Source organism: Streptomyces sp. NPDC002838, assembly GCF_040295365.1.
Classification (GTDB): domain Bacteria; phylum Actinomycetota; class Actinomycetes; order Streptomycetales; family Streptomycetaceae; genus Streptomyces.
In genome coordinates this window covers 412,774-434,029 of record NZ_JBEOVF010000001.1, presented here as the reverse complement: position 1 = coordinate 434,029, position 21,256 = coordinate 412,774, and the positions used below count along the sequence as shown (strand labels likewise).

The following is a 21,256-nucleotide window of genomic DNA, read 5'->3' as shown; positions in this document are numbered from 1 at the left end:
GCCCTGATCGCCGCCTCACTTCAGCAGGGTGCTGACCAAGGCGACGGCCACTCCCAAGAGCGCGTCAGTACCGCCGATCCTGACGGCTCGTCCCCACGTACGGCCTGCGGCCCGGGAGGCGAGCAGGCCCCAGCCCAGGAGCAGGACGGTGTTGATTCCGAAGGCGACGTACTCGATGCCTGTGGAGTGCCACCAGCCAAGGCCCGCCCCCCACAGCAGCAGTGTGGTGGGCAACGCCGCCACTACCAGCGGCCATTCGGCGAGGACTGCGCGCACCACTCCCCGTATGCCGGGATGGCCCTGAGCATCGCGGTGAGCGATCTGGTGGGCGTATCCATGAGCCAGGGCCGAGGCAAGGGCGGTGAACAGGACCCACACGGCGTCGTCCATGCGCGCCGCCCGAGTCACCTCGCCGAACTGCGTGAGCGCGGCAACGGCCGAACTCGACACCAGGAGCCCGTACACGCCGCCGAACAGCGCAGTCGGCTGGGCCAGCCAGTCCCATAGCCCACGTCTGCAACGGACGGCGGACTCGGCGCGCATAGGCGGCCTTTCGCGGTCTTGGTTTCCGTGGGTGTCGGTGCCTGGGGTTGTCCGGCCGGGACTGGGACAGTGGACGACCGGACAACCTTGCGTGTGGTGGGTCATCGCGCGGGGGCCAGGAGCTGGGTGGCCGCCAGCCGCGCGTACAGCCGGTCCTGGTCCACCAGTTCCTCATGGGTGCCCACGGCCCGGACCCGGCCGGCGTCCATGACGACGATCCGGTCGGCGCCTGTCACCGTCGACAGGCGGTGGGCCACCACCAGCACAGTGGTCTCCCGGGCCACGTCCGCGATGACGTCCCGCAGCGCGAGCTCGTTGACGGCGTCGAGTTGCGAGGTCGCCTCGTCCAACAGCAGCAGGCGGGGCTTGCGCAGTACGGCGCGGGCGATGGCGATGCGCTGCCGCTCACCGCCCGACAGCTTCGAGCCGCGGTGGCCGACCGGGGTGTCCAGGCCGTGGGGCAGACGCTCGACGAGGGTGTCGAGCTTCGTGCGGGCCAGGACATCGCGGAGGGCGTCGTCCGTCGCATTGGGCGCGGCAAAGACGAGGTTCTCGCGGAGCGTGCCGGCCAGCACCGGGGCGTCCTGCTCGACGTATCCGATGGCGGACCGCAGTTGGGACAGCGGCCAGTGCCGTACGTCCTTGCCGTCGACCAGGACCCGGCCACCGGTGGCCTCGTGGAACTGCTCGATGAGCGCGAAGATCGTCGACTTGCCCGCACCCGAGGGGCCCACGAAGGCCGTCATCCCGGCACCCGGTACCTCGAAACATACCCGCTGATGGACGTACGGCAGGCCCGGACGGTAGCGGAAGGACACGTCCTCGAAACGGACCGACGCCGGACCCGGCGCGGCTGTCCCCTGCCGGGGCAGGGCGTCCGCCTGCCGAGCGGGCGATTCCGTCGAGAGGCGTTCCACGGCCGCGATGCGGGAGGCCGCGGCCGCCCCCTCCTGATAGGAGGTCACGGCGTCGACCAGCTTGGACACCGGCTCGATCAGATAGAAGAGGTACAGCAGGAAGGCGATGAGGGTGGACACGGGGATCTCCCCGGACGCCACCCGCGCCCCGCCGACCGCGAGCACCGCGAGGAAGGCCAGCTGTACGGCGAGTTCGTCGGCCGAGCCCGCCACGGCCTCCCACTTCGCGCTCTTCACACCGTGCCGCCACGCCCGCCGCGCCGCCGCCACCACCCGAGCGGTCTCCCGCTCCTCGGCACCGGACGCCTTCACCGTGCGAAACGCCCCGAGAGACCGCTCCAATCCGACGGAGATCTCCCCGACCGCCTCTTGCGACCGCTCGGTGGCCCGCGCGATCCGTGGCATCACCAGCGCGGCGGCCCCACCGACCAACACGATCACACCGAGCGTCACACCCAGCAGCACGACGTCCAGGAACGCCATCACCACGACCGCCGCGACGAAGGCCACCGCGCCGGTGGCCGCGGAGACGACCGCCTGGGTGCTGACCGCCCGCAGCAGCGTGGTGTCCGAAGTGACCCGGGACATCAGATCACCCGGCGGGATCCGCTCCCACTCCGAGATCCGCAACCGCAACAGCCGCCCCACAAGGGTGCGCCGCGCGGCCAGGACCACCGACTCCGCCGTCCGCTCCAGCACGTACGCGCCGAACGCCTCGACCGCCGAGCCCAGCACCACCAGCACGGTGAGCGCGATCAGGATCCCGGCGATGGTCTCACCGGAGGCCAGCCGGTCCACCAGCGCCTTCGTGGCCAGCGGCTGCAGCAGCCCCCCGGCGGCCCCGACCAGGGCGCACAACAGACCGAGGGCGACCGCCCACCGGTGCGGCCGCACATACGCGCCCAGTGCCTTGATCGTCTCCCGGGCGGACAGGGACGGCTCATCCGTCGTCGGAGCGGATGCGGTGTTCACGAAGTTCCCTTCTTCTGCGGTGTCGCGGCGTCACAACCCGGTACGCGGGGCGAAGTGCCGGGGCAGTCCTCGCGCTCCTTGTGTCGGCGCGGTCTGTCATGCCTCCAGTCTTCAAGCCCGGCCGCCACGGGCCCATCCGGCAACCGTCGGGTCCACCCCCGCCAAGTGGCCGGACAACACCGCCCGTCCGGTCGCACCGGACCGACCGGTCAGGACGAGACTCCGCCTGTCGGCAGGGCGGTACCCGCCGATCGGCGGGGGAGAGCCCGAAGACTGCCGGATGGTCCGTCCCCGGACGTCCACGCGAGGTTCTCCGTATGACACAGACACAGCCGCCGCAGGAGACATCAGCTCCGCAGGAGAACTCGCCTCCGCCGCCCCAGACCTCCCGCGAGTCCCCGGCTTCGCCCGGTCCCTCGATGGGACGCCTCGTCGGGGTGGACCTGGCCCGCGCGCTGGCGGTGTTCGGCATGTACGTCGTGCACATCGGCCCCCCGCTTTCCGCCACGACTGGCGTCGCCAGCTGGATCCGATACATGTCGGACGGCCACTCGTCGGTCCTGTTCGCCACCCTCGCCGGGTTCTCACTGATGCTGCTCGCCGGCCGCCGCGAGCCCAAGACCGGCCTGGCGGGCCGGCAGGCGAGGGCCCGCATCGCGATCCGCGCCGTGATCCTGCTGGCGTTGGGCACCGTGATGGCGATGGAGTACGGGGGCGTGATCATCCTCGGCTTCTACGGCGTCTACTTCCTCCTCGCCCTGCCCCTGGTGCGACTGAGCGCCAGGACCCTCGCGATCATCGCGGCCGCGTTCGCCCTCGTCACACCGCAGCTGGCATTCGTCCTCACCTCGCTGCTGACCCCGTCGGTCCAGCAGAGCATCAACACCTACGACCCGCTCCGTCACCTCAGCGAGGTCGGCGTCCTCGATCTGCTGCTAACAGGCTTCTACCCGGCGCTCACCTGGATGTCGTTCGTCATCGCGGGCATGGCGCTGGGCCGCCTCGACCTCTCCTGCGGCACCATCCAGAAGCGTCTGGCCGCGCTCGGCGCCACCCTCACCGCGGCCGCCTACGGCATGTCCCTGCTGCTCGCCGGCAAGGGCGCGTTGCGGAGCCTCGCGGAAGACGGGCCGTCGTCCGGCGGCTCCGGGTCGATGCCCACCGGCAGCGGGTCGATGCCCGCTGATGCAGGGTCGTTCCCCGACATGTCCGCGTCGTTTCTCCTGAAGGCCGGGCCGCACAGCGGCACCACGTTCGACATCATCGGCAGCGTCGGAATCGCGATCCTCGTGATCGTGGGCGCGACGGTGGCGATGGACCGTCTGCCGCGACTGCGCCGCCTGGCCAAGCCGGTCATTGCCGTGGGCACCATGTCCCTGACCGCCTACGTCGGCCACTTCCTCGCACAGTCCGCACTGTCCACGCCCGCCGGAACCGGCACCCAGCAGTCCTGGCTGCCCCTGATCATGTACGTCCTCGGAGCCATCCTGTTCGCCGCGATCTGGTCCCGTTTCTTCCGCCGCGGCCCCCTGGAGTACCTGCTCAACGCCGCCACCAAGCCTGCGAAGCACCTGCGATGAGACCCGGGCCGGGGTGTGAACTTCCACACTCCACCCCGGCCCGGGCCGCTCATGGATCCAGCATCTGCCGCTGCTGCCCCAACGCCCATCCGGACAGGTGGTGCTGGAGCAGCCTCCGAACAACCCGCACTAGAAGATTTCGAGACCCTCTCATCAGCTGGGGAGAGGATCCTTGAACCGGGTGTGCGCGTCCGTCCAGGGCGCGTTCTGGACGCAGGTTGGACACAAGGATCGGAAAAGACTGACAAGGGCCGAGAAGGACCGAGGCGCCAAACCTCGTCTGACCTGGGAAAACGGCCAAGATGAGCATGGATCGACAAGGACCGCCAAGATCCTCAAAGGACTCATAATCCGTCGGCCGTGGGTTCGAGTCCCACCCGCCCCACCAGTTCAGGCCCCTGACCTGCGGAAACGTTCATTTTTGGGTGTTGGAGCGTCAACTTCAAGGCCGACCCGCGCAAGACCGCCCGGTAGCGCAAGGACAAGCGGCTGTCGGAGTCCGCACCGACTAGGTGTATTGACCCGCAGCGTTGTTCACACGGCTGATCGGTGGCTGGCCGCGGGAGCGGTCGCAAAGGCCCGGCTCGCCCTCGGATTGCCAGCGGCGGATCCACTTGTGGGCCGTGACGCGGGAGATGCCCATCTCGGCGGCGACATGGGCGACCGGGCGACCTGAGCGGATACGTTCGACCAGCAGCCGCCTGCCGTGAACGGTCAGCCGGGCATTACGGTGGGACACGAAGACCTCCGTGCGGTGCGTTCCTAGACAGCTCCACCACACCGGAGGTCTTCGCCATGATCAAGCCCGGCCAGTGTCAACAACGCTCGTGATCAATACAACTAGGGCCCTTCTGACGGATCTCCGCGGCGTCGCGACGTCCAGCACGCTCCCCACTGCCCGAAGGGCGTGGGAGGTGTCCCCGCTCGCCGCACCGCGCCGAGAGCACGCACCGGACGCCGCTCCTTCCTCCACGGAGATCCATCAGAAGGGCCCTAGGCCGCTGGAGCCCGCCACTGCCGCAGACTCTCCCCGCGACCGTCCGTCACCCGGAGCGGACCGTGTCGTCGGGCTTCGGCGGTTCCGCGCTCTCCTCGGCCATGTCACTTGCCTTGCTCGTGGTACCGGCGGGTCCGTTTCGTGGGCGGGATCCGTAACCGAAGGCGGCGACTGCGGGCGCGGTGATCGCGGTGGTGAGCAGTGCCATCAGTACCAGCATGGTGAAGAGGTCCTGGCCGATGACGCCGAGGTCCAGGCCGACGCTGAGCACGATGAGTTCGGTCAGCCCGCGACAGTTCATCAGGGCGCCAAGTGCCAGGGCCTGGCGCCAGGGGAGTCCGCTGAGCCGGGCCGCCGCGGTGGCGCCTCCCCATTTTCCGCTCAGGGCCACGACGAGGATGGCGCCGAGCCACAACCACTGTGCCGGATCGGCCGCTAGGACTGCGACGTCGGCATGCATGCCGGCCGTCAGGAAGAACAAGGGCAGCAACAGCGGGACGACGACCGATCGCAGTGCTCCCACTGCCTGCTCGACCGCGTCGGAACCGCGCGGGGTGACGACGCCGAACGCGAAGGCACCGAAGAAGGCGTGGACCCCGATCCAGTCGGTGATGAGCGAGGACAGGCACACGCCGCAGAACAGCCACACCAGGACGGTTGGTCCGGACCGCGACCGCAGCGCCTTCTCCAGCAGAGGCCGTACCAGCCGCAGCATTACCGCGGTGTACAGCACCACCAGCGCCGCGGCTGTCAGCGAGTCGAGCGGTGTCCCCCCGCGGCTGACGGCGACCACCAGGGCCAGCAGGCACCAGGCGGTGATGTCGTCCACCGCGGCACAGGCCATGGCGAGGCCGCCCAGCGGGGAACGGTAGATCCCGCGGTCGGTGAGGATCCGTGCCAGTACGGGGAAGGCGGTGATGCTCATGGCGACTGCGACGAACAGTGTGAAGGTACCCCGGTTGACCCCTTCGGGCGCCAGCGGCCCGTACATGGCCAGGCCGAGTGCGCCGCCCAGCAGGAGGGGTACCAGGATTCCGGCCTGGCTGACCGCGACCGCCACGCGCCCCTGCCCCTGCAGGTGCCGGAGGTCCAAGGTGGATCCGGTGAGGAACATGAAGGTGAGCAGGCCCAGTTGACCGAGAATCTCTATGTGGTTCAGGACCGCGGGAGGGAGGAGATAACTGTGTGCCGCCGACCACGTCCCGCCGAGCAGCGAGGGGCCGATCAGGATTCCGGCGGCGATTTCGCCCACCACGGGTGGCTGCCGCAGGCGGCGTGCTGCCGCGCCGCCCGCACGGCAGACCGCGATGGCGAGCGGCAGGGCGAGAAGCAGGCGGGGCATCGCTTCGGCCACGGTCACGGTCGCTCCTTTCCAGAGCGGTGCGCGCACCGCAGGTCGGTGGTCCGGAGGGCGGTGTCGCCCTCGGCCCGCACGGGCATGGGCGAGTTGCGTCCGGGGGCTGTCTGCATGGCGGGTCGTCGTCTTCCGCGGTCGGGGCCGCGTGCCCCGGCTTGCGGACCGGCAACGGCTCCGCCGGAGCAGTCGGACACCCGCTTGGCCGGCACGGCCCCGGTCCGCACTTTGGGACCGCCCTGCGCTGGACGGGCCCTGCGGCTGCTGCCCTGCCTGTCCGGTCCGCATCGGCGATCGGTCCACCCCTCGATCCGCGCCGAGTGCAGGTCCCTGGTCTCCGGACGGGCGTGGACCGCCGCGCGCAGAGCCTCCTCGTCTTGGCTATCGATCACCCTTGGTGCTTGAGGGCTTTTCGCTCCGCCGGCCGCGGAGCCGGTGCAGTGCCTTCAGCCGCGCGGTGTCGGCCGCGTCCAGTGCGTAGCAGGCGAGGAACAGCGTCGCGAGCAGGGGAGCGCGTAGCTTCAGCACCAGCAGGAACCGCTGAGAGGCAGTCAGCGGCAACGCGTTGACCCACGACCGCGCCCGCGGCTTGCGCAGCTTTCTCGGGGCCACGAAGTCCGGCCCGGAGAGGTCCACGCGTGCCGAGTCCGTCTTGCCGAGCAGCCGCCACATACTCGGCAGACAACGGGTCAGCGACATCTGGCAGAACACGGTCGGGCCGGTGACACCGTGCTCGATCCGCCATCGTGCCCGCTCTCCGAGCTTGGTCTGGAAACGTTCCAGGCGACGTCGGACCGCCTGCTCAGGCAGCCAGTGCCACGGCTGTCCCTTGGAATAGAACAGGTGGGTTTCGCAGAACCTTCGCGCCCTGCTGTCGGCCGCGTTCTCTTTGGACGGGTCGCCGCCGGTCGCCGCGAGCCAGTTCGTCCAGCGGTACCGGGCGGTCCCGGTCGACCAGATCACCACCCAGTCGAGCAGGTGCGACAGCAGGAAGAAGCGCGGGTCGGCGATGGCGTCGGTGTACTTCTCCCGGACGAAGTTCCTGATGATCAGCCAGTCCTCGAAGGTGGCTTTGTTGACCCGGTCGATGTAGCCGGTGTCGAGCTCGGTGTGCCGGACGTCCTTCTCGATGATGTTCGAGACGTGCCACATCGTCTGGCAGGACTGGCCCAGCCCCTGACTGTAGTAGGCATCGATGATCGACGACGAGTCGCCGATCATCGCGTACCGCTTCGCGTGCACGAAGGTGTCCGTCACGTGCTGCACGTTCCGGTACATGCGGAATTCGAGCAGGTTCTCCGGGCTGAGCACCCCGTCGAAGACGGGGTATCCGGCCAGTGCCGCGAAGAACTGTTCCCGGGGACTGCCCCCCTGCGGCAGCTTCTTCTGATCGAAGGTGATGCCGACACTCACCCGGCCTCCCGCGAGCCGGATCACCCAGATCCAGTGGCCGTTGCCCCACAGGTGCAGGGTGAACAGGTCCCTGCGAGTGGAGGCACCGTCCTCGGTGGTGTACCGCCACACCGGTTCGAACATCTCGTCTGTGATGCCAGAGAACTGCCCCCACAGAGCCGTGGTCTGGAAGCCGTCACCGAGCACCCGCGATTCGGCGCGGTGGCCGAGCTTGCTCGCCAGCATCCTGGTCCTGCCGGAACAGTCGATGACCCAACGGGCGTGGACACTGCCCTGCGTGTTCGCGGTGTGGTCGGTCCAGGTCACCACGTGCTCGTCGGTGCCGCTCCCGGCGATCTCGACATCGGTCACCCGCGCGGTGTCGAGGAAGCGGATGTTGGGTTTGGAGTACACGGACTTGCGCAGGAGGTCTTCCGTGTCGGGTCGGCATATCTGCTGGTCCACTGCCAGTGAGCGGAACGCCAGCTTGTCCTTGGCCATCTTGTACAAGTAATGATCACGGAAGTCGTCGGACATCTCCCGCAGCGTGAACTCCGACATGGCGGCGACGACCCACTCCGACTTGGGGCGGAACTCCCGTTCTCCCTGAACGCCATAGGTGAACCAGACGCCCAGCTTGACGAAGCACTCGTCGTTGAGGAAGTCGTCGAGCTCGCCGATCACACGGGGGATCCCGGTGGAGACCAGGAACGACTCGCCCACCTTGTAGCTGCGTTTCTGGTGCACCACGTCGTCGATGACGGTGACGTTCACCCCCCGTTTGGCCAGCCCCAGCGCGGCCAGCAAACCCACCATGCCCGCGCCCACGACCACGACTTCCGCCTGGGACTCTGCTCTTCGCTCCGGCTCGACATGACTGTCCATGTGCTGCCCCCTCTCAGGCCGTGCGGGCTGCTTCGAGAATGCTGCGGGCGTAGCGATCCAATGCGTCGCCCTCGCGCAGGAACAGACGAGGGGCGACCAGTTCGCACTCAAGCAGTTGCAGCCCGCCCTGTGGCGCGGGCAAAGTGTCGATCCGCGCGTACCGCAGCTGCCCGAACCATGAGCACAGCAGACCGTGCAGCTCTTCGGCCCAGGCGACCTGGGCAGGCTCGGCTTCTGTTCGGGTGTTGACCCCGCCGAAGGACTCGTGCGCGACCCAGCCGTTCTCCGCGACAGACTTCGCAATCGCGTGGCTGAACGTTCCCCCTATGAACACGAAGGACGTCTCGCCGCGCGTGGTGATCTCGTCGACGAAGGGCTGCACGCTCACCGTCGTCATCTCCGTCAGCTCGGCGAACCGGCGCTCGGCGGAGCTCCCGGCCGCCGCGTCCGGCTGATCGGGCAGCGTGAAGTGCGGATGGTCGGCGGTGGGGTCGGGATCATCGACCGGGTGCTCGACCCTGGTCACCCGGAAAGCGTTCCAGCCCCGGGCCGACAGCGTCGGCTTCACCACGGCGCGCCGCCACCCGGTCCGGTCCAGGATGGCGCTGAGCGTGGTCGTCGTTCCCCGAGGTACCCACTCGGTCGGCACAACGGGCACGCCGGCGTCGGCGAGCCGGGGGAGATAGTCGAACTTGTCCAGCCCCCTGGCCACGAGTCCCGGCGGGTTGACCACCGGAAGACCACCTGGAACGTTCGCCTTCACCTGTGCGCAGAGGGAGTCGATGCGCGGGACCAGGTCCGGTTCCAGATGGAAGTAGCGCAGCATGCGCAGGCTCAGCAGGTCGATGCTGTCCCAGTCGGTACGGTCCGCCTCGGCGAGCTTGACGATCTCCACATCCGTGTTGTGCCGGGCGAAAGCCGCCTCGACGTCCGGAAGATCATCATGCGGGACCGTGAGGCAGAGATATGCGATTCGGCGTCGTCGATTCATGAGATGCCCTGCGCTTTCCTGACGGGCGGTCGGCGGTGCGCGCATCCTCCGCATGCCGCGAGGGCGGGCACGGGGGTGACGGGGACGATCCCGGTGACTGCGCGACGGAGGTCGCGTCCGGGTCTGGAACTCATCGTTGAGTACTCCCGTGGTGTGGGCCTGACTGCCGTGGTCCGCGTCGCTCGCGCTTCCGCGGCGGTCGGCTCTGTGCGGGCTGATCCTGTGCCGCCCGAGGGCCGGGACGGCACGCGTAGGTGGTCGAGTGGGCTGTATGGACCGCCGTCCTGGGGGACGTCGCGGGCCGCCGTGGCCGGCCGTGCGGCACTGTGGCCGGACAGTGGGAAAGTTGTCCCCGTCGAAAGAGATACTTGGGAAGCAGTACAGCTTCGGGTGCCGGGAGTGTGGCACGCTTCGGCGGGCTTGGGGAGGGGGCTGTCGCAACGAATTCGAGGTGAGCGGCGCAGAAGTCCGGGTAGGCGGCTATGTGGCGCCCGAATGGCATCCCGAGTGTTGCCTCTGATCGCGCTAGCTAACTAAGCTCGATCTAAAGTTTCTGGCGGAGGAGAGAAGATGGACGAAACGTCGGAGTCGGGCACAGTGCGGTGCCCCGGGCCCAGCGTCCAGGACTGCCTCGACAATGCGCGCTCATCGGATGTCCTCAGCGGGTCTCCTCTGCAGTGCCTGAACGACACGGTGAACTGCTCGACCATCGCCGACGCGATGGACGTCCTCGGCCGTGACGGCGGGGTGACCGGACTGCGCAGGCTGACCGGCGAGGGAGTGGTCGTGGGACGCGCTTTCACGCTGCGCTATGAGGTCGTGACCGCAGATTCCCCGGGCACTCTCGGCGACTTCGTCGATGACGTGCCCGCCGGGGCGGTCATCGTGATCGACAACGGCGGCCGCGACTGGTGCTCTGTGTGGGGCGACCTGGTCAGTACGGTCGCCCATGCCCGCGGAGTCGCGGGAACGGTGATCGACGGAGCCTGCCGTGACGTCGCGGGCAGCGCCGGGATCGGCTACTCGATCTGGGCGGCGAGCACGTGTGTCAAGTCCGGGCGCGGCCGGGTCAGGCTGGCTGCCGTGCTGGAGCCGGTCATGGTGAGGGGCGTCACGGTTCACCCGGGTGACTGGGTGTGTGCGGACGAGTCGGGAATCGTGGTTGTCCCGGCCGAGACGGCCGACGCCGTCGCCACTGAGATCCGCCGGATCGACGAGATGGAGGAGCGGGTGCTCGCCGCTGTGCGGGGGGGTGCGCCGTTGTCCGAGGCCCGAGCCGCCAACGGCTACCTCCGCCTCGGTGTCCCCGGGAACGGAGGTACGGCATGACGGTCGAAGTGGTCGTGACGGAGGACCGGAGATCCCAGCTCCTGGCGTTGCAAGAGACCTGGCCGCACGTGTACACGCTTATCGACGAGGAGCGGGCGCTCGGCTTCGATGCTGACGAGGACCGTGACGACTTCGGTGCCGCACGGGAAGGCGGTAGGGGTGAGAGTTACGTCGCCGCTCAGCAGGCGCGCCCGGAGGCGCGGATCACGGGTATCCGGGCCCTCATGGACTTGGTGGGCGGCTCCGCAGGCGGGGATCGGCCGGTCGTGTTGGACCTGCTGGGTGGGGATGGGCTGCTTCACCGGGTCTGCCTGCGTCCCGACATGCCTGATATGACGATTGTGACCTGCGACGCGTCATCGTTCATGGTCGCAAGCGCGTGGGCGGCGGGTGTTCCGGCGGTCCGTCAGCGCGCCCAGCGGCAGGTGTTCCGCTCGGGAAGCGTCGACGGTGTGCTCCTCGCCTACGGAAGCCACCACGTGCCGGAGCCGGAACGGCAGGCCGTGGCCGACGAGGCGTGGCGGGTGCTGCGGCCCGGGGGCAGGTTCGTGCTGCACGACTTCGCGGAAGGGTCGCCGATGGCGACTTGGTTCCAGGAAGTCGTGGACAAGGAGTCCGAGACCGGTCATAGCTACGCGCACTTCACCGCCGACTGGATGCGGGAGTGTCTCGTGCGCTCAGGTTTCCGCGATGTGACGACGACCTGGGTGTTCGACCCGATCGTGGCGACCGGTACGTCGGAACAGGGGGCACAGGCCGCGTTGGGCCAGTACCTGGTGCAGATGTACGGGTTGGACAAATTGGTGCGAGCGCATGGGGAGGAGGGCGCCTCGATGGTGGCGTTCGAACTCGCCTGCCGAACCTTCCGTTGGGAGCCCTCGACGGCGTTCGACGGCATGCAGAACCATGTCCGTGAGTGCGTCGTCGAGCGTTTGGGCCTGTCGAAGTGGCAGGGCGTCCTGCCTCGTTTTGCTCTTGTCGCCGTCGGGGAGAAGCCGGGACGGTCCGGGACGATGTGATGGCCGTCGCGACCAGGACACGGTGCACGCACCGACCGGCGCGTCGGCGGACTGGCGGTAATCTTCCGCAACGACTCAGCGACCGGGGCCGGCTGTCGGCGGCGGACCACGGGATGGCCCACACGTTCCCATGGCAGCGGGCGCCGTGGGCGAAGACCACGATGACGCCGCTCTGCCAGGCGCTGTCGGGGATCTGCAGCGGGCTGTGGTCCTCGTACGAGACCTCGCGGGGCACGACCGTCATCATGGACTCTGCCTCGGCGCGCATCATCTCGGGCAGGACGCTGGTGCAGGTGTCCGAGGTGATCTGGCGCGAGGAGTGGCCCAGCCGTTCCTGGACGACCTTGATGTCGTTCTTCGCGAGCAGCGACAGAGTGGCGGGCTGCCACCGGGCGAGGCCTTGGGCGCCTCGCCGTAGAGCACCCCGCCGCCCACGCCCGAGGGTCTGCTTTCTATCGGGTCTTCTGCACTGGGTCTCGCCGGGGCGAAGGCGTGCCGTTCTCCCCACTGTCGCAGGGTGAGGGTGACGGGGAAGAGGGCGCGGCCGGCGTCGGTGAGCACGTATTCCTGGCGGCGGCCCGATGGCGCGGTGCGCAGGATGAGGAGCCCGTGAGCGGTGTGCTTGCGGAGGCCGTCGGTGAGGATGTTGCTGGCGATGCCGGTGCGTCGCTGGAACTCGGTGAACGATCGTGCCCCGTCCATCGCGTCGCGGATGACGAGAAGGCTCCATCTGTCGCCGACGAGGTCGAGCGTGCGGGCGACCTCCGGGACGCCGCTCCCCCCTTGCTCTGAGTCGCAACTCAACCTGTCACCCCGCAGGTCAGCGGCCCGTTTCTGCAAGATCTAATGAAAAGGGGCAGATCGGACACGAATGTGAGACTGGTTGGTCAGCCTGTGTCCCGTCTCGCTGATAGTGGATGAGCTCCAACACGGGTTCCGCAGGGGCTCGGGGACCTCCGCGAGGGCATCACCCCTCATACCGCTCCCAGGACGATCCGCAGCGGCAGACCATGCCGGACCGCCTCGTCCCCGACCCCGTCCACGGACCGGGATCGGCCGGCATCAACGGCTCGATCCGGTCTCGCATCGCATCAGTGGTCAATAACCGGACAGACACATCCGATCAACTGACCCGCCCGTCAAAGAGACACGCGCTGGGCGGCGAAAGCCGCTGCGGGGCCCGCCGGGACCGTGCGACGCGATCCCGCTCCGGCTCGCGGTCGGGTCCCGGGGCGGCGGGGGCATCGTTCAGCGGCCGATGGTGATGTCGCCGGTTGCCTGGATGACTCGGGAGTTGTTGCCGGTGTGCGCGATGTTCGTCCTCGAGCCGGGGCCGGAAGGGCCGCCCTGCGGGGACAGGAGGGGGGCAAGCTGCTCGTCCAGCAGGCGCTTGAGCTCCTTCGCCAACTCGGGGTTGGCGCGCACCAGTCGGTCCAAGCGTCGCCGCCAGTCCGCCGCGAGGCTCTCTTCGGCCTGGTCGTTCTGGTCGTTGCGGGCCGTCAGCACCTCTTCGCGAACCTCGGCCAACTCTCCCTCGATGGCGGGAACGCGCTCGGGATGCGCCCGCCGCCACAACTCAACTACGGCGGAGCGCGCCTGTTGCCAGGCGTCGGTCGCCATCGCGGCAACCACGGCGGTCCCTGCCGTCACTACCAGTGGGTCCACACTTTCCCCCTCATGAATTGCTATTCGTTCGCTGTCGGCATCGGGTGCGTGCCCCAGTGCAGGGGCGCCCTCCGGCTCGTACCGCGTGGCCCCGCGTAGATCAGCCACCCTGGGGAGCGGAGAGCTCCCAGACGATGGCGTCGAACTCCACCGCGGGGACGTATCCCTCCAAGGATTTCGTGATCTCGAGCCGCGCGATGCGCCCTTCGTCGGTTCGCACGCACAGCACGGCGCCCTGCCTCACGGGCGCCATGTACGAACCGGCAGTGTCCGTCGATGCGGCACAGTCCGCATGGCCGGGTTCTTTCCCCGGTTCCTTCCACAGGGCGATGGTTCCGCTGCTCATCATCACCACCTGCCACCCGGTGTTGCCGTACCCGAGGCCGATGTCACCGCCGATCAGGGGCGAAGCCACCTTGCTGGGGCGGCTGGAGTCGAGCTCCCTGCCCTCCGTGTCAAGCAGCAGGGTGCCCCGCCATTGCGCGGCGGGACTCGCGGGCGGGTCCTGCGGAGGGCTGCTCCGGGTCTCGGTGCTGGGGGTCGTTTCCGGGCCCGGAGCGGCTTCCGCGCCTGGCTTCTCAGCGGCGTCGTCACCCGGCGTCGGATCGTCGGCCGACGCGTCCGCGGACGAGGCGGAGGACCCGCGGACGACACCCCCTCCGGAGTGGTGGGAGACGATGGCATACACGCCCACTACACCGACGGCAGCGACGATCATCGTGGCGAGGACGGTCAATCCCGCGAGGCGGCTGTTGTTGACCGTACTGCTGATGATGTTGCCCCCGGCCTGATGAACCTGGCCCCGGTCACCCGTCGTACCGTTCAGATGCCCCCCGGCCATGGGCGGATGAGGTGGATCCCACCGAGCCTTGGACTCGTTCCCAGACAATGCCGTAATCCCCCCGCAGGCCTCACGTCTTGCGCGGTCGCAGCGTAAGGGATGGGAGTGACGGAGCATCAGGCTTTGCCTGAATTCGCCTTCGTGCCGGGTGGCCGGTGCGCTGCGACGGTATTCTCCGCCTGCGTGCGGCCCGCACCCGTGGCCTGAGCTCGCGGCGGCAGCTGATGTCAGCCGTCGCCGACATGGGCGAGCCCCAGTTCTTTGGGGTGATGGCCCGCTACCCGGCACGACGTTGTTCTTCCGCTCCCCACACGTACGCACCCACCAGCATGCCGCCAGGGCACGGCAAACGGCGCTCCGACCGGCGGAACGCGGGCAGTGGTGGCGACGCATGGCCGACGGCGGGAGGCGACTGGGTCATTGGGGTGGTGACGGCACGCGGAGGACGAGTACGCGGCCGCGGCGCGGGCACTGGCGGCGTGCCGGGCCGGGGAGGTCCTCGCCGAGCAAGTGGACGACGAGCCCACCGCCGACCTGCTCGGCTCGCTGCGCCGCCAGGACGCGTCTCGGCCTGACCGAGAGCCGTCCTGGCCCGAACCCCTCCAGGCCTCAGGGCGGCTCCGCCTACCAGGCGTGGACTGCGCCGCTTCGCCCGCATCCCGCGTCGCCGGACAGGGCATGAGGCGATCCATCGCGCGGAGAAAGCAGCTGCTCAACCGCACTGCCACTACAAGCGTCGGACTGCCGGTCACGAACACCCGGCCGGGCGGCAGTAACGAGCTACCGGGCCGGAAGTTGCGCGCCGGGCAAGGAGCGGGCGAGGAAACCGCACGTTGGAGTGATCCCCTGTCGGATTGTCGCACGACCGGCCTCCGTGAGGTCATGATCTGCGGGTCGAGGTCGTCGGCGGCACGCTGTACCGAGCACGGCAGCGCCGACGGCTCCATTTCTCTGTGGGGGTTTCTCAGTTGTACACGAATGTCTTCAGCATGCCCGCACGCCCAGCCGCGCTCCTGAGCGTCTCGGCTCTGGCGATCGGCGGCGCACTGGTCGCCGGACCGGCCTATGCCGTACCCGCGGACGGACGCTCCGGCTCCACCGGCAAGGCGACCGCCGTCGCGGCGCGCGCCGACCTCATCGTTTCCGTGGAGGGCGTCGGCGACGTTCCGGTGAAGAAGGCGCTCAGCGACCTGAGCGCGCCCGGGGACGCGCAGCAGACGCTGCTCACCGCCGAGGTGAACGGTGCGAACAAGGGGCAGCCCACAACGCTGGTCAAGGCCAAGGTCGCGTATTCCAGCGTCAAGGCGGACGCGCATCGGTCGGTGGGCGACGTCAAGCTCGTCGGCGTACGGGCCTACGCACCTGGCCTGCCCGACAACCCGCTGCTGAGCGCCGACCTTCTCAAGGCCACGGCCTCGTGCGAGACGGGCAAGAAGCCGACCGCGAAAGCCGCGTTGGCGGACAACGTGACCGTCCTCGGCAAGCCGGTCCGCGTGAACGGGCCCGGCAACCAGCACGTCGAGGTGCCGGGCGTCGGCACCGTCGACCTCGTCCTGGAGGACGCCACCACGACGGACAGCACGGGGGCCGCCACCGCGCTTCGGCTGAAGTACGCAGTGACCCCGGCCAAGTTGGGCGTGGCGAAGGCATCCGGAGAGATCGTGCTCGCCGAGGCCACCTGCGCGATGCCGGGCGGCTCCGGCGCCGCCCATGACGGTTCGGACAGTGACGGTTCGGACAGTGACGGTTCGAACGGTGCCGGATCCGATGGTGCCGGATCCGATGGTGACGGATCCGGCAGTGGCGTGGCCGAGGGCGGCTCGTCCGACGGTCAGTCCTCCAGCGAGTCCGCCGGTGCGAAGGGCGCCGAGGGCGCCGAGGGCGCCGACGCCGCGGGCAATCAGGCCGGCACACAGACCGGCGACGACGGCTTGAGCCTTGCCGAGACCGGCGGCAACTCCGCCACACCCGTCATCGCCGGCGTGGGCGGGGCGCTCCTCCTCGGCGGCGCCACGGCCGTATACCTGATGCGTCGCCGCCGCACCACTCAGAACAACTGACGCGGGACCGGTCGCGGCCGCGCTCCCGCCCGAGGCCGGGGCCGGACCTCGTCGAAGCCCATCGCAGCAGAGCGGGTCCGGTGTGACACACCGGCGCCACGATGCGCTGTAGAAGGCGACCCAATCACCGAGGGTCGAGGAGGCCCCCCTCTGTGATGGATCTGCCCTGCACCCGAACGGAGGTCGCGGAGTGCCATCCGCGGCGGAGACGGCATCCAAACCGGTCCCGGCGGGCTGGCACAGCACCAGGGCCGGGTCGTCCCGAGCGGCTGCCCGGAGTGGCGGACCACGCGCGTGTACGGGGTGTGGAGCGCCGGCACGGGACGGGTGAGCAGGCCGTCGGTGTGGAGCGGCAGCCTCTCTCGTCCCCGATGTGAACCGGTGCCGAGGTGTTGGCCAGGGTCTTCGGCCGGAGATTCTTGGAGGGCTCGGAAGGGCCTTTTCCGCTCCCGTTTGATCGACTGTACGGTCCCCGCTCTGACCGCCCTCCCGGAAGGAACCAGCAGTTGAGCGAGAGGATCAGGGCCAGGGTCCTGCTTCTGATCGGTGACGAGGCGGAGTTGACGACCGAGCACCGCGGGGCCGACGATCCGGAGCGCGTGGCCGTGAGCCGGCTCGTCGCGGAGACGGGCATCCCGCGCGCGCGGCTGGTCGGCGCCGACCTGGTGGCGGTGATTGGCAACGGGGGTGACCTGGAGCGGTTCGAGCGTGCGGACCGAACCGACGGCGTTCGCTGAGCCCTTGCGCAGCCAGGATTCCGGCAAGGGCGCGATGCTCAGGGAACGGATGTCCAGCCTCGTCCCGTGGCCGCTGGGACTGGCGAGCTGCGCAAGCCTGAAGAGCGGTCCCTGTGACCGCGCTCACGATGAAGGTCCGGGTGCCGTGCCACGGTTGGGTGCCCGGGCCTTCATGCGTGCAGGGGTAGACCGGTCACGGGGGGAACGAGCCTGCCCCTGCACTTTGGAGCCCGCTGCCCCCTCCATAGAGGGTGGGCTCCCTCGACCCTCGTGATCGGGTCGCTTCCTACAGCGCACTGCGGCTCCGACGTGCTTATCTTCCGAAGATGGCGAGGTACGCAGCGGCCTCGGCAGCCGCTGCGCTGTGATCAGGCGGCTCACCTGCTAAGAAGCCACGCGGCTCCACCCTCGGGCGAAGAGGGCGGGGCCTTTTTCTGGCGTACGTCGTACGCCACCTCGCGAGGCACGACGGCGAGGGTGGACTCGGCCACCCGGACTACCCCCGCATCCTCGCCGTCCTCACCGAGGCCGACGCCGGCAGCTTCACCAGGAAGCAGTAGCCGCCCGAAGCCCCGTGATCAGCAGCCCTGCCCAACTGCCCCGGGAAACGGACATCACCTCACATGCCGGCGCAGCTTCTGCCGATCGGTCCTCTGTGACCATGGCTGAACTGTGCCGGTGGACGTCGTTGTGGCAGTTCCGTGAAGGGCCCTTTATCAGCCAGACACAACGTGACTGGTTGTCGATGTGCGCCTCTGTCTGCGCCCCGGGAATCGCCTGATGGGCAGACCTATGTCCGAATCGGGCGAATCTTGTTCACGCCTGAGCGGTTTCTCTCCGTAACGTGCCTGAATGAGGGTAAGTACCGTTGTGTATCGCACACTTGAGGTGACGTGCAAGTGGTCGTGTTTCGGTCAACCTTGTAGGGTGATCTTGGCTGAGATGGATCGATAAGTAGACAATATTCCGGGTGGTCAGCCTGGGGGCGAGGAACCACTGCCCGACGAATGACCCCCGGATCCGGACGGACACGGGGGCAGTTGTAGGAGGGGTTGTGGAACGCTATTTCACCAGCGGGTGGCACGAGGACATACGGCACAGGGTGCGTGAGTTCGCAGAGCGAGAGGTGCGTCCGCGGATAGCGGACATGGAGACTTCACGTGCGGTGGCCCATGAGCTGTCCAGACTCATCGCCCAGCAGGGCTGGATCGGCGTGACCGTCTCCAAGGCGTACGGCGGGATGGGGGCCGGGCACCTGGCCAAGACGATCATCATTGAGGAGCTTGCCCGCGTCAGCGGGGCCATGGGGGCCATGGTGCAGGCCTCCCAGCTCGGCGTCGCCAAGATCATTCACTTCGGCAGCGCGCAGCAGAAGGGGACCTGGCTGCCGCGTATCGCCGCGGGCGACTGTCTGCCGACGATCGCGGTCACCGAACCGGAGTCGGGCGGACACGTTCTGGGGATGGGCAGCACCGCCGTCCGCGACGGCGACGAGTACGTCCTCAACGGCCGCAAGGTCTTCGTCGGCAACAGTCACGTCGGAGACCTGCACGGCGTGGTCGTGCGTACGGGTGAGGGATCGAAGGGACTGTCCGCCTTCCTCGTCGAGGCCGACCGCCCCGGCTTCTCGCTCGGCGAACTGCGGCCCGCCATGGGCCTGCACGGCTTCAGTTTCGGTGAGCTGATCTTTGACAACTGCCGGGTACCGGCGGCGAATCTGCTCGGCGCCGAGGGCCAGGGCCTGGCCGTCGCCTACTCGTCGAGCATTCTCTACGGCCGGCCCAACCTGACCGCGGTCTCTCTCGGTATCCACCAGGCCGTCTTCGAGGAGACGACCGCCCTGTGCATCGAGCGTGAGCGGTACGGTTCACCGCTGGGTGAACTCGCCAACATCAAGCTGAAGCTGGGCAGGATGAAGTCACGGCTGATGACAGCCCGGTTGGCCGCCTACCACGCCGTCCACCTGCTCGACCAGGGGCTGCCGTGCGACGCGGAGCTGATGAACGCCAAACTGCTCAACGTCGAGGCGGCTGTTGACTCGACCCGCGACGGAATGGAGATCCACGCCGCGAGCGGCTTGTTCACCGACCGCCCGGTGGAGCGCTATCTGCGCGACGCCCACCACATCTACGCACCCGCCGGCACCTCCGACATCCAGCTGCTGCGGCTCGGCGAGGTCGCGCTCGGCATGGCCAAGGGCCAGTGGTCCGAGCACCTGGCCGATCTCGTACGGACCGTGGAACCGCGGCGTCGGGAAGAACAGCTGGAGCCGGCCGGCCACGCGGGCTGAACCACAGGGAGCCACGGACACAGCGTCGTGCCCGCGGCTCCCGCATCTGGTTCAGGGGTCTTGCGCGGGAAACCGAGGCCGCCCGTGCGCGCTCAGAGCTCGCCCCGTTCCTCCATGGAGTGGATCCGCTCGACCAGTTGCTGCGCCATCGACTTGATGGTCGCCAGGCCCTCCCGCCCCCAGGGGTGGGTGTCCGTGTCCACCACGCAGATCGTTCCCAGGGCCATGCCCGTCTTCCAGTCGATCAGCGGCGCGCCCATGTAGGAGCGGATACCGATCTCGTCCACGACACGATTCCCGGCGAACCGCGGATAGTCGCAGACGTCCTCGAGCACCAGCGCCTTCTTGCGCACGACGACGTGCGGGCAGTAACCCTGATCACGCGTCATCGTCCGGCCGACCTGCTCCTGCTCCTGCTGCGGTGCCGGCTCCAGATGCACCCCCGGTCGGCCGGCGGCGTAGAGGCCGGCGAAGTACTGGCGGTTCTCGTCGATGAAGTTGACCATCGAGAAGGGTGCGCCGGTGACCTGTGCCAGGTTGCGTGCGAACTCGTCGAATTCCGGGATGGGGACGTCCCCGATGCCGAGCTCGCGCAGTCTGGCCACCCGGGCAGGTGCGTCCCGGTCCTCCGGGGTCAGCAGCAGGTGGCCGGTGGGGTCGTACTGGGACTGGCTGTAGGGAACCGGGGCTGACATGCAGGCTCCAATCGGTTGCGGTGAGCGGGCTCAGCGCAACGGGTTAAGCTCCGCGGGCGATGCGCCGGGAGTCGAGGCGAGCAGGTGCTGTACGAGGGCGATCAACACGCGGGTTCCGGAGTTGCACTGCCGCGCGTCGCACATCACGACGGGTACGTCGGGCTTGAGGCCGAGGGCCGCGCGAACCTCTTCGGAGGTGTAACGATAGCCACCGTCGAACTCGTTGACGGCCACAATGAAGCCGATGCCGCGCCGTTCGAAGAAGTCGACAGCGGCGAAGCAGTGGTCCAGCCGACGGGTGTCCGCGAGAACCACGGCGCCCAGCGCCCCGCTGGACAGCTCGTCCCACATGAACCAGAACCGCTCCTGCCCGGGCGTGCCGAACAGATACAGGACGTGGTTCTGGTCCAGGGAGATGCGACCGAAGTCCATCGCCACGGTGGTGGTCGACTTGTCCTCGATGCCTACCAGGCTGTCCGTGCGGGCGCTGACCTGAGTCAGCAGCTCCTCAGTGCTGAGCGGTTCGATCTCGCTCACCGCTCCGACGAACGTGGTTTTGCCGACCCCGAAGCCTCCGGCAATGAGGATCTTCAGGGCGGTGGGGAAGGGGTCAGAGCCGCTTGCGAAGACCATGCAGCACCGCCTCCAGGAGGTTTCGGTCGGTCGGGGAGGTCGCCTCGAGGGCATTGGGCGCTCGCGCGGTGAGCGCCTGGTACGTCACGAGGTCGGACAGCAGAACTTTGGTGATGACGGCCGGCAACCGCAGGTGAGCGGCCACCTCGGCAACCGTGACGGGCCCGTCGCACAGAGCGAGGACCCGGTCGTAGTCGGGGCCGAGGTAGGTCTGGGGCCGGATGCCCGTGGCCATCACGAGGGTGAGGAGGTCGAAGTGCGCCGAGGGACGGGTGCGCCCATTACTGATGGCATACGGACGCACCAACCGCCCGGCCTCGTCGTCGAGCCACGACCCGTCCTCCGTGTCCGACATC

At 68.6% G+C, this 21,256-nt stretch carries 17 protein-coding genes and 1 pseudogene; 6 read left to right on the top strand and 12 right to left on the bottom strand.

The features are described from left to right. Nucleotides 1-15: 15 nt before the first annotated feature. Both ABT063_RS01930 and ABT063_RS01925 read right to left on the bottom strand, forming a co-directional pair. The gene (locus ABT063_RS01930; protein WP_351055085.1) at nucleotides 16-543 is read right to left on the bottom strand and encodes a hypothetical protein; all 528 of its coding nucleotides are present in this window, start codon (nucleotides 541-543) and stop codon (nucleotides 16-18) included. 101 nt (nucleotides 544-644) lie between these two features. Beyond that, entirely contained in the window at nucleotides 645-2,432 is a 1,788-nt protein-coding gene (locus tag ABT063_RS01925) for an ABC transporter ATP-binding protein (protein WP_351055084.1), read from the bottom strand. A gap of 317 nt (nucleotides 2,433-2,749) precedes the next feature. Here ABT063_RS01925 and ABT063_RS01920 point away from each other — a divergent pair, with 317 nt between their 5' ends. Next, nucleotides 2,750-4,012 carry a DUF418 domain-containing protein gene (locus ABT063_RS01920; RefSeq protein ID WP_351055083.1) on the top strand — a complete coding sequence of 421 codons (1,263 nt, stop codon included), beginning with the start codon at nucleotides 2,750-2,752 and terminating at the stop codon, nucleotides 4,010-4,012. 508 nt (nucleotides 4,013-4,520) lie between these two features. Here ABT063_RS01920 and ABT063_RS01915 read toward each other — a convergent pair. From ABT063_RS01915 to ABT063_RS01900, 4 genes are all read right to left on the bottom strand, one after another. Then, complete coding sequence (locus tag ABT063_RS01915) at nucleotides 4,521-4,751, bottom strand: helix-turn-helix domain-containing protein (protein WP_351055082.1); 231 nt, start codon at nucleotides 4,749-4,751, stop codon at nucleotides 4,521-4,523. A 304-nt stretch (nucleotides 4,752-5,055) separates the two neighbouring features. Next, nucleotides 5,056-6,369 (bottom strand): cation:proton antiporter, encoded by a 1,314-nt coding sequence (locus ABT063_RS01910; RefSeq protein WP_351055081.1) that lies wholly within the window; start codon nucleotides 6,367-6,369, stop codon nucleotides 5,056-5,058. Between the two features lie 375 nt (nucleotides 6,370-6,744). Beyond that, nucleotides 6,745-8,640 carry an NAD(P)/FAD-dependent oxidoreductase gene (locus ABT063_RS01905; RefSeq protein WP_351055080.1) on the bottom strand — a complete coding sequence of 632 codons (1,896 nt, stop codon included), beginning with the start codon at nucleotides 8,638-8,640 and terminating at the stop codon, nucleotides 6,745-6,747. Nucleotides 8,641-8,653: 13 nt separating this feature from the next. Further along, a complete protein-coding gene (locus ABT063_RS01900) occupies nucleotides 8,654-9,535 on the bottom strand; it encodes an ATP-grasp domain-containing protein (RefSeq protein WP_351055079.1) in 882 nt (293 codons plus the stop codon). Nucleotides 9,536-10,201: 666 nt separating this feature from the next. Between ABT063_RS01900 and ABT063_RS01895 the strand changes: the two genes are divergently transcribed. Then, the gene (locus ABT063_RS01895) at nucleotides 10,202-10,960 is read left to right on the top strand and encodes an RraA family protein (protein ID WP_351055078.1); all 759 of its coding nucleotides are present in this window, start codon (nucleotides 10,202-10,204) and stop codon (nucleotides 10,958-10,960) included. After that, nucleotides 10,957-11,979, top strand: a complete 1,023-nt coding sequence (locus tag ABT063_RS01890) for a methyltransferase domain-containing protein (RefSeq protein WP_351055077.1) — start codon at nucleotides 10,957-10,959, stop codon at nucleotides 11,977-11,979. The genes ABT063_RS01895 and ABT063_RS01890 overlap by 4 nt, the downstream gene beginning before the upstream one ends. Before the next feature lie 480 nt (nucleotides 11,980-12,459). On the opposite strand, the pseudogene ABT063_RS01885 reads toward ABT063_RS01890, so the two are convergent. From ABT063_RS01885 to ABT063_RS01875, 3 genes and pseudogenes are all read right to left on the bottom strand, one after another. Then, nucleotides 12,460-12,798 (bottom strand): annotated as a pseudogene (locus tag ABT063_RS01885) (winged helix-turn-helix transcriptional regulator); the annotation flags it as partial. Between the two features lie 429 nt (nucleotides 12,799-13,227). Beyond that, entirely contained in the window at nucleotides 13,228-13,644 is a 417-nt protein-coding gene (locus tag ABT063_RS01880) for a hypothetical protein (RefSeq protein ID WP_351055076.1), read from the bottom strand. Nucleotides 13,645-13,744: 100 nt separating this feature from the next. Then, nucleotides 13,745-14,485 carry a hypothetical protein gene (locus ABT063_RS01875; RefSeq protein WP_351055075.1) on the bottom strand — a complete coding sequence of 247 codons (741 nt, stop codon included), beginning with the start codon at nucleotides 14,483-14,485 and terminating at the stop codon, nucleotides 13,745-13,747. Nucleotides 14,486-15,474: 989 nt separating this feature from the next. Between ABT063_RS01875 and ABT063_RS01870 the strand changes: the two genes are divergently transcribed. The 3 genes from ABT063_RS01870 to ABT063_RS01860 all read left to right on the top strand — a co-directional run bounded on the left by ABT063_RS01870 (nucleotide 15,475) and on the right by ABT063_RS01860 (nucleotide 19,572). Beyond that, the gene (locus ABT063_RS01870) at nucleotides 15,475-16,545 is read left to right on the top strand and encodes a choice-of-anchor P family protein (protein ID WP_351055074.1); all 1,071 of its coding nucleotides are present in this window, start codon (nucleotides 15,475-15,477) and stop codon (nucleotides 16,543-16,545) included. Nucleotides 16,546-17,051: 506 nt separating this feature from the next. Further along, on the top strand, nucleotides 17,052-17,282 hold the full coding sequence (locus tag ABT063_RS01865; RefSeq protein WP_351055073.1) for a hypothetical protein: 231 nt from the start codon (nucleotides 17,052-17,054) through the stop codon (nucleotides 17,280-17,282). A gap of 1,054 nt (nucleotides 17,283-18,336) precedes the next feature. Continuing rightward, on the top strand, nucleotides 18,337-19,572 hold the full coding sequence (locus tag ABT063_RS01860) for an acyl-CoA dehydrogenase family protein (protein ID WP_351055072.1): 1,236 nt from the start codon (nucleotides 18,337-18,339) through the stop codon (nucleotides 19,570-19,572). Nucleotides 19,573-19,664: 92 nt separating this feature from the next. On the opposite strand, the gene ABT063_RS01855 is transcribed toward ABT063_RS01860, so the two are convergent. The 3 genes from ABT063_RS01855 to ABT063_RS01845 are packed head-to-tail and all read right to left on the bottom strand — an operon-like array spanning nucleotide 19,665 to nucleotide 21,255. Further along, entirely contained in the window at nucleotides 19,665-20,267 is a 603-nt protein-coding gene (locus ABT063_RS01855) for a GAF domain-containing protein (protein ID WP_351055071.1), read from the bottom strand. 30 nt (nucleotides 20,268-20,297) lie between these two features. Next, nucleotides 20,298-20,900, bottom strand: a complete 603-nt coding sequence (locus ABT063_RS01850) for a GTP-binding protein (RefSeq protein WP_351055070.1) — start codon at nucleotides 20,898-20,900, stop codon at nucleotides 20,298-20,300. Next, on the bottom strand, nucleotides 20,878-21,255 hold the full coding sequence (locus ABT063_RS01845) for a DUF742 domain-containing protein (protein WP_351055069.1): 378 nt from the start codon (nucleotides 21,253-21,255) through the stop codon (nucleotides 20,878-20,880). The genes ABT063_RS01850 and ABT063_RS01845 overlap by 23 nt, the downstream gene beginning before the upstream one ends. Between the last annotated feature and the right edge of the window lies 1 nt (nucleotide 21,256).

Bases quoted from the DNA above. Each gene is read 5' to 3' on its own strand.
- ABT063_RS01930 (WP_351055085.1), bottom strand. From the start codon at position 543: ATGCGCGCCGAGTCCGCCGTCCGTTGCAGACGTGGGCTATGGGACTGG.
- ABT063_RS01920 (WP_351055083.1), top strand. From the start codon at position 2,750: ATGACACAGACACAGCCGCCGCAGGAGACATCAGCTCCGCAGGAGAAC.
- ABT063_RS01905 (WP_351055080.1), bottom strand. From the start codon at position 8,640: ATGGACAGTCATGTCGAGCCGGAGCGAAGAGCAGAGTCCCAGGCGGAA.
- ABT063_RS01895 (WP_351055078.1), top strand. From the start codon at position 10,202: ATGGACGAAACGTCGGAGTCGGGCACAGTGCGGTGCCCCGGGCCCAGC.
- ABT063_RS01890 (WP_351055077.1), top strand. From the start codon at position 10,957: ATGACGGTCGAAGTGGTCGTGACGGAGGACCGGAGATCCCAGCTCCTG.
- ABT063_RS01875 (WP_351055075.1), bottom strand. From the start codon at position 14,485: ATGGCCGGGGGGCATCTGAACGGTACGACGGGTGACCGGGGCCAGGTT.
- ABT063_RS01870 (WP_351055074.1), top strand. From the start codon at position 15,475: ATGCCCGCACGCCCAGCCGCGCTCCTGAGCGTCTCGGCTCTGGCGATC.
- ABT063_RS01855 (WP_351055071.1), bottom strand. From the start codon at position 20,267: ATGTCAGCCCCGGTTCCCTACAGCCAGTCCCAGTACGACCCCACCGGC.
- ABT063_RS01850 (WP_351055070.1), bottom strand. From the start codon at position 20,900: ATGGTCTTCGCAAGCGGCTCTGACCCCTTCCCCACCGCCCTGAAGATC.
- ABT063_RS01845 (WP_351055069.1), bottom strand. From the start codon at position 21,255: ATGTCGGACACGGAGGACGGGTCGTGGCTCGACGACGAGGCCGGGCGG.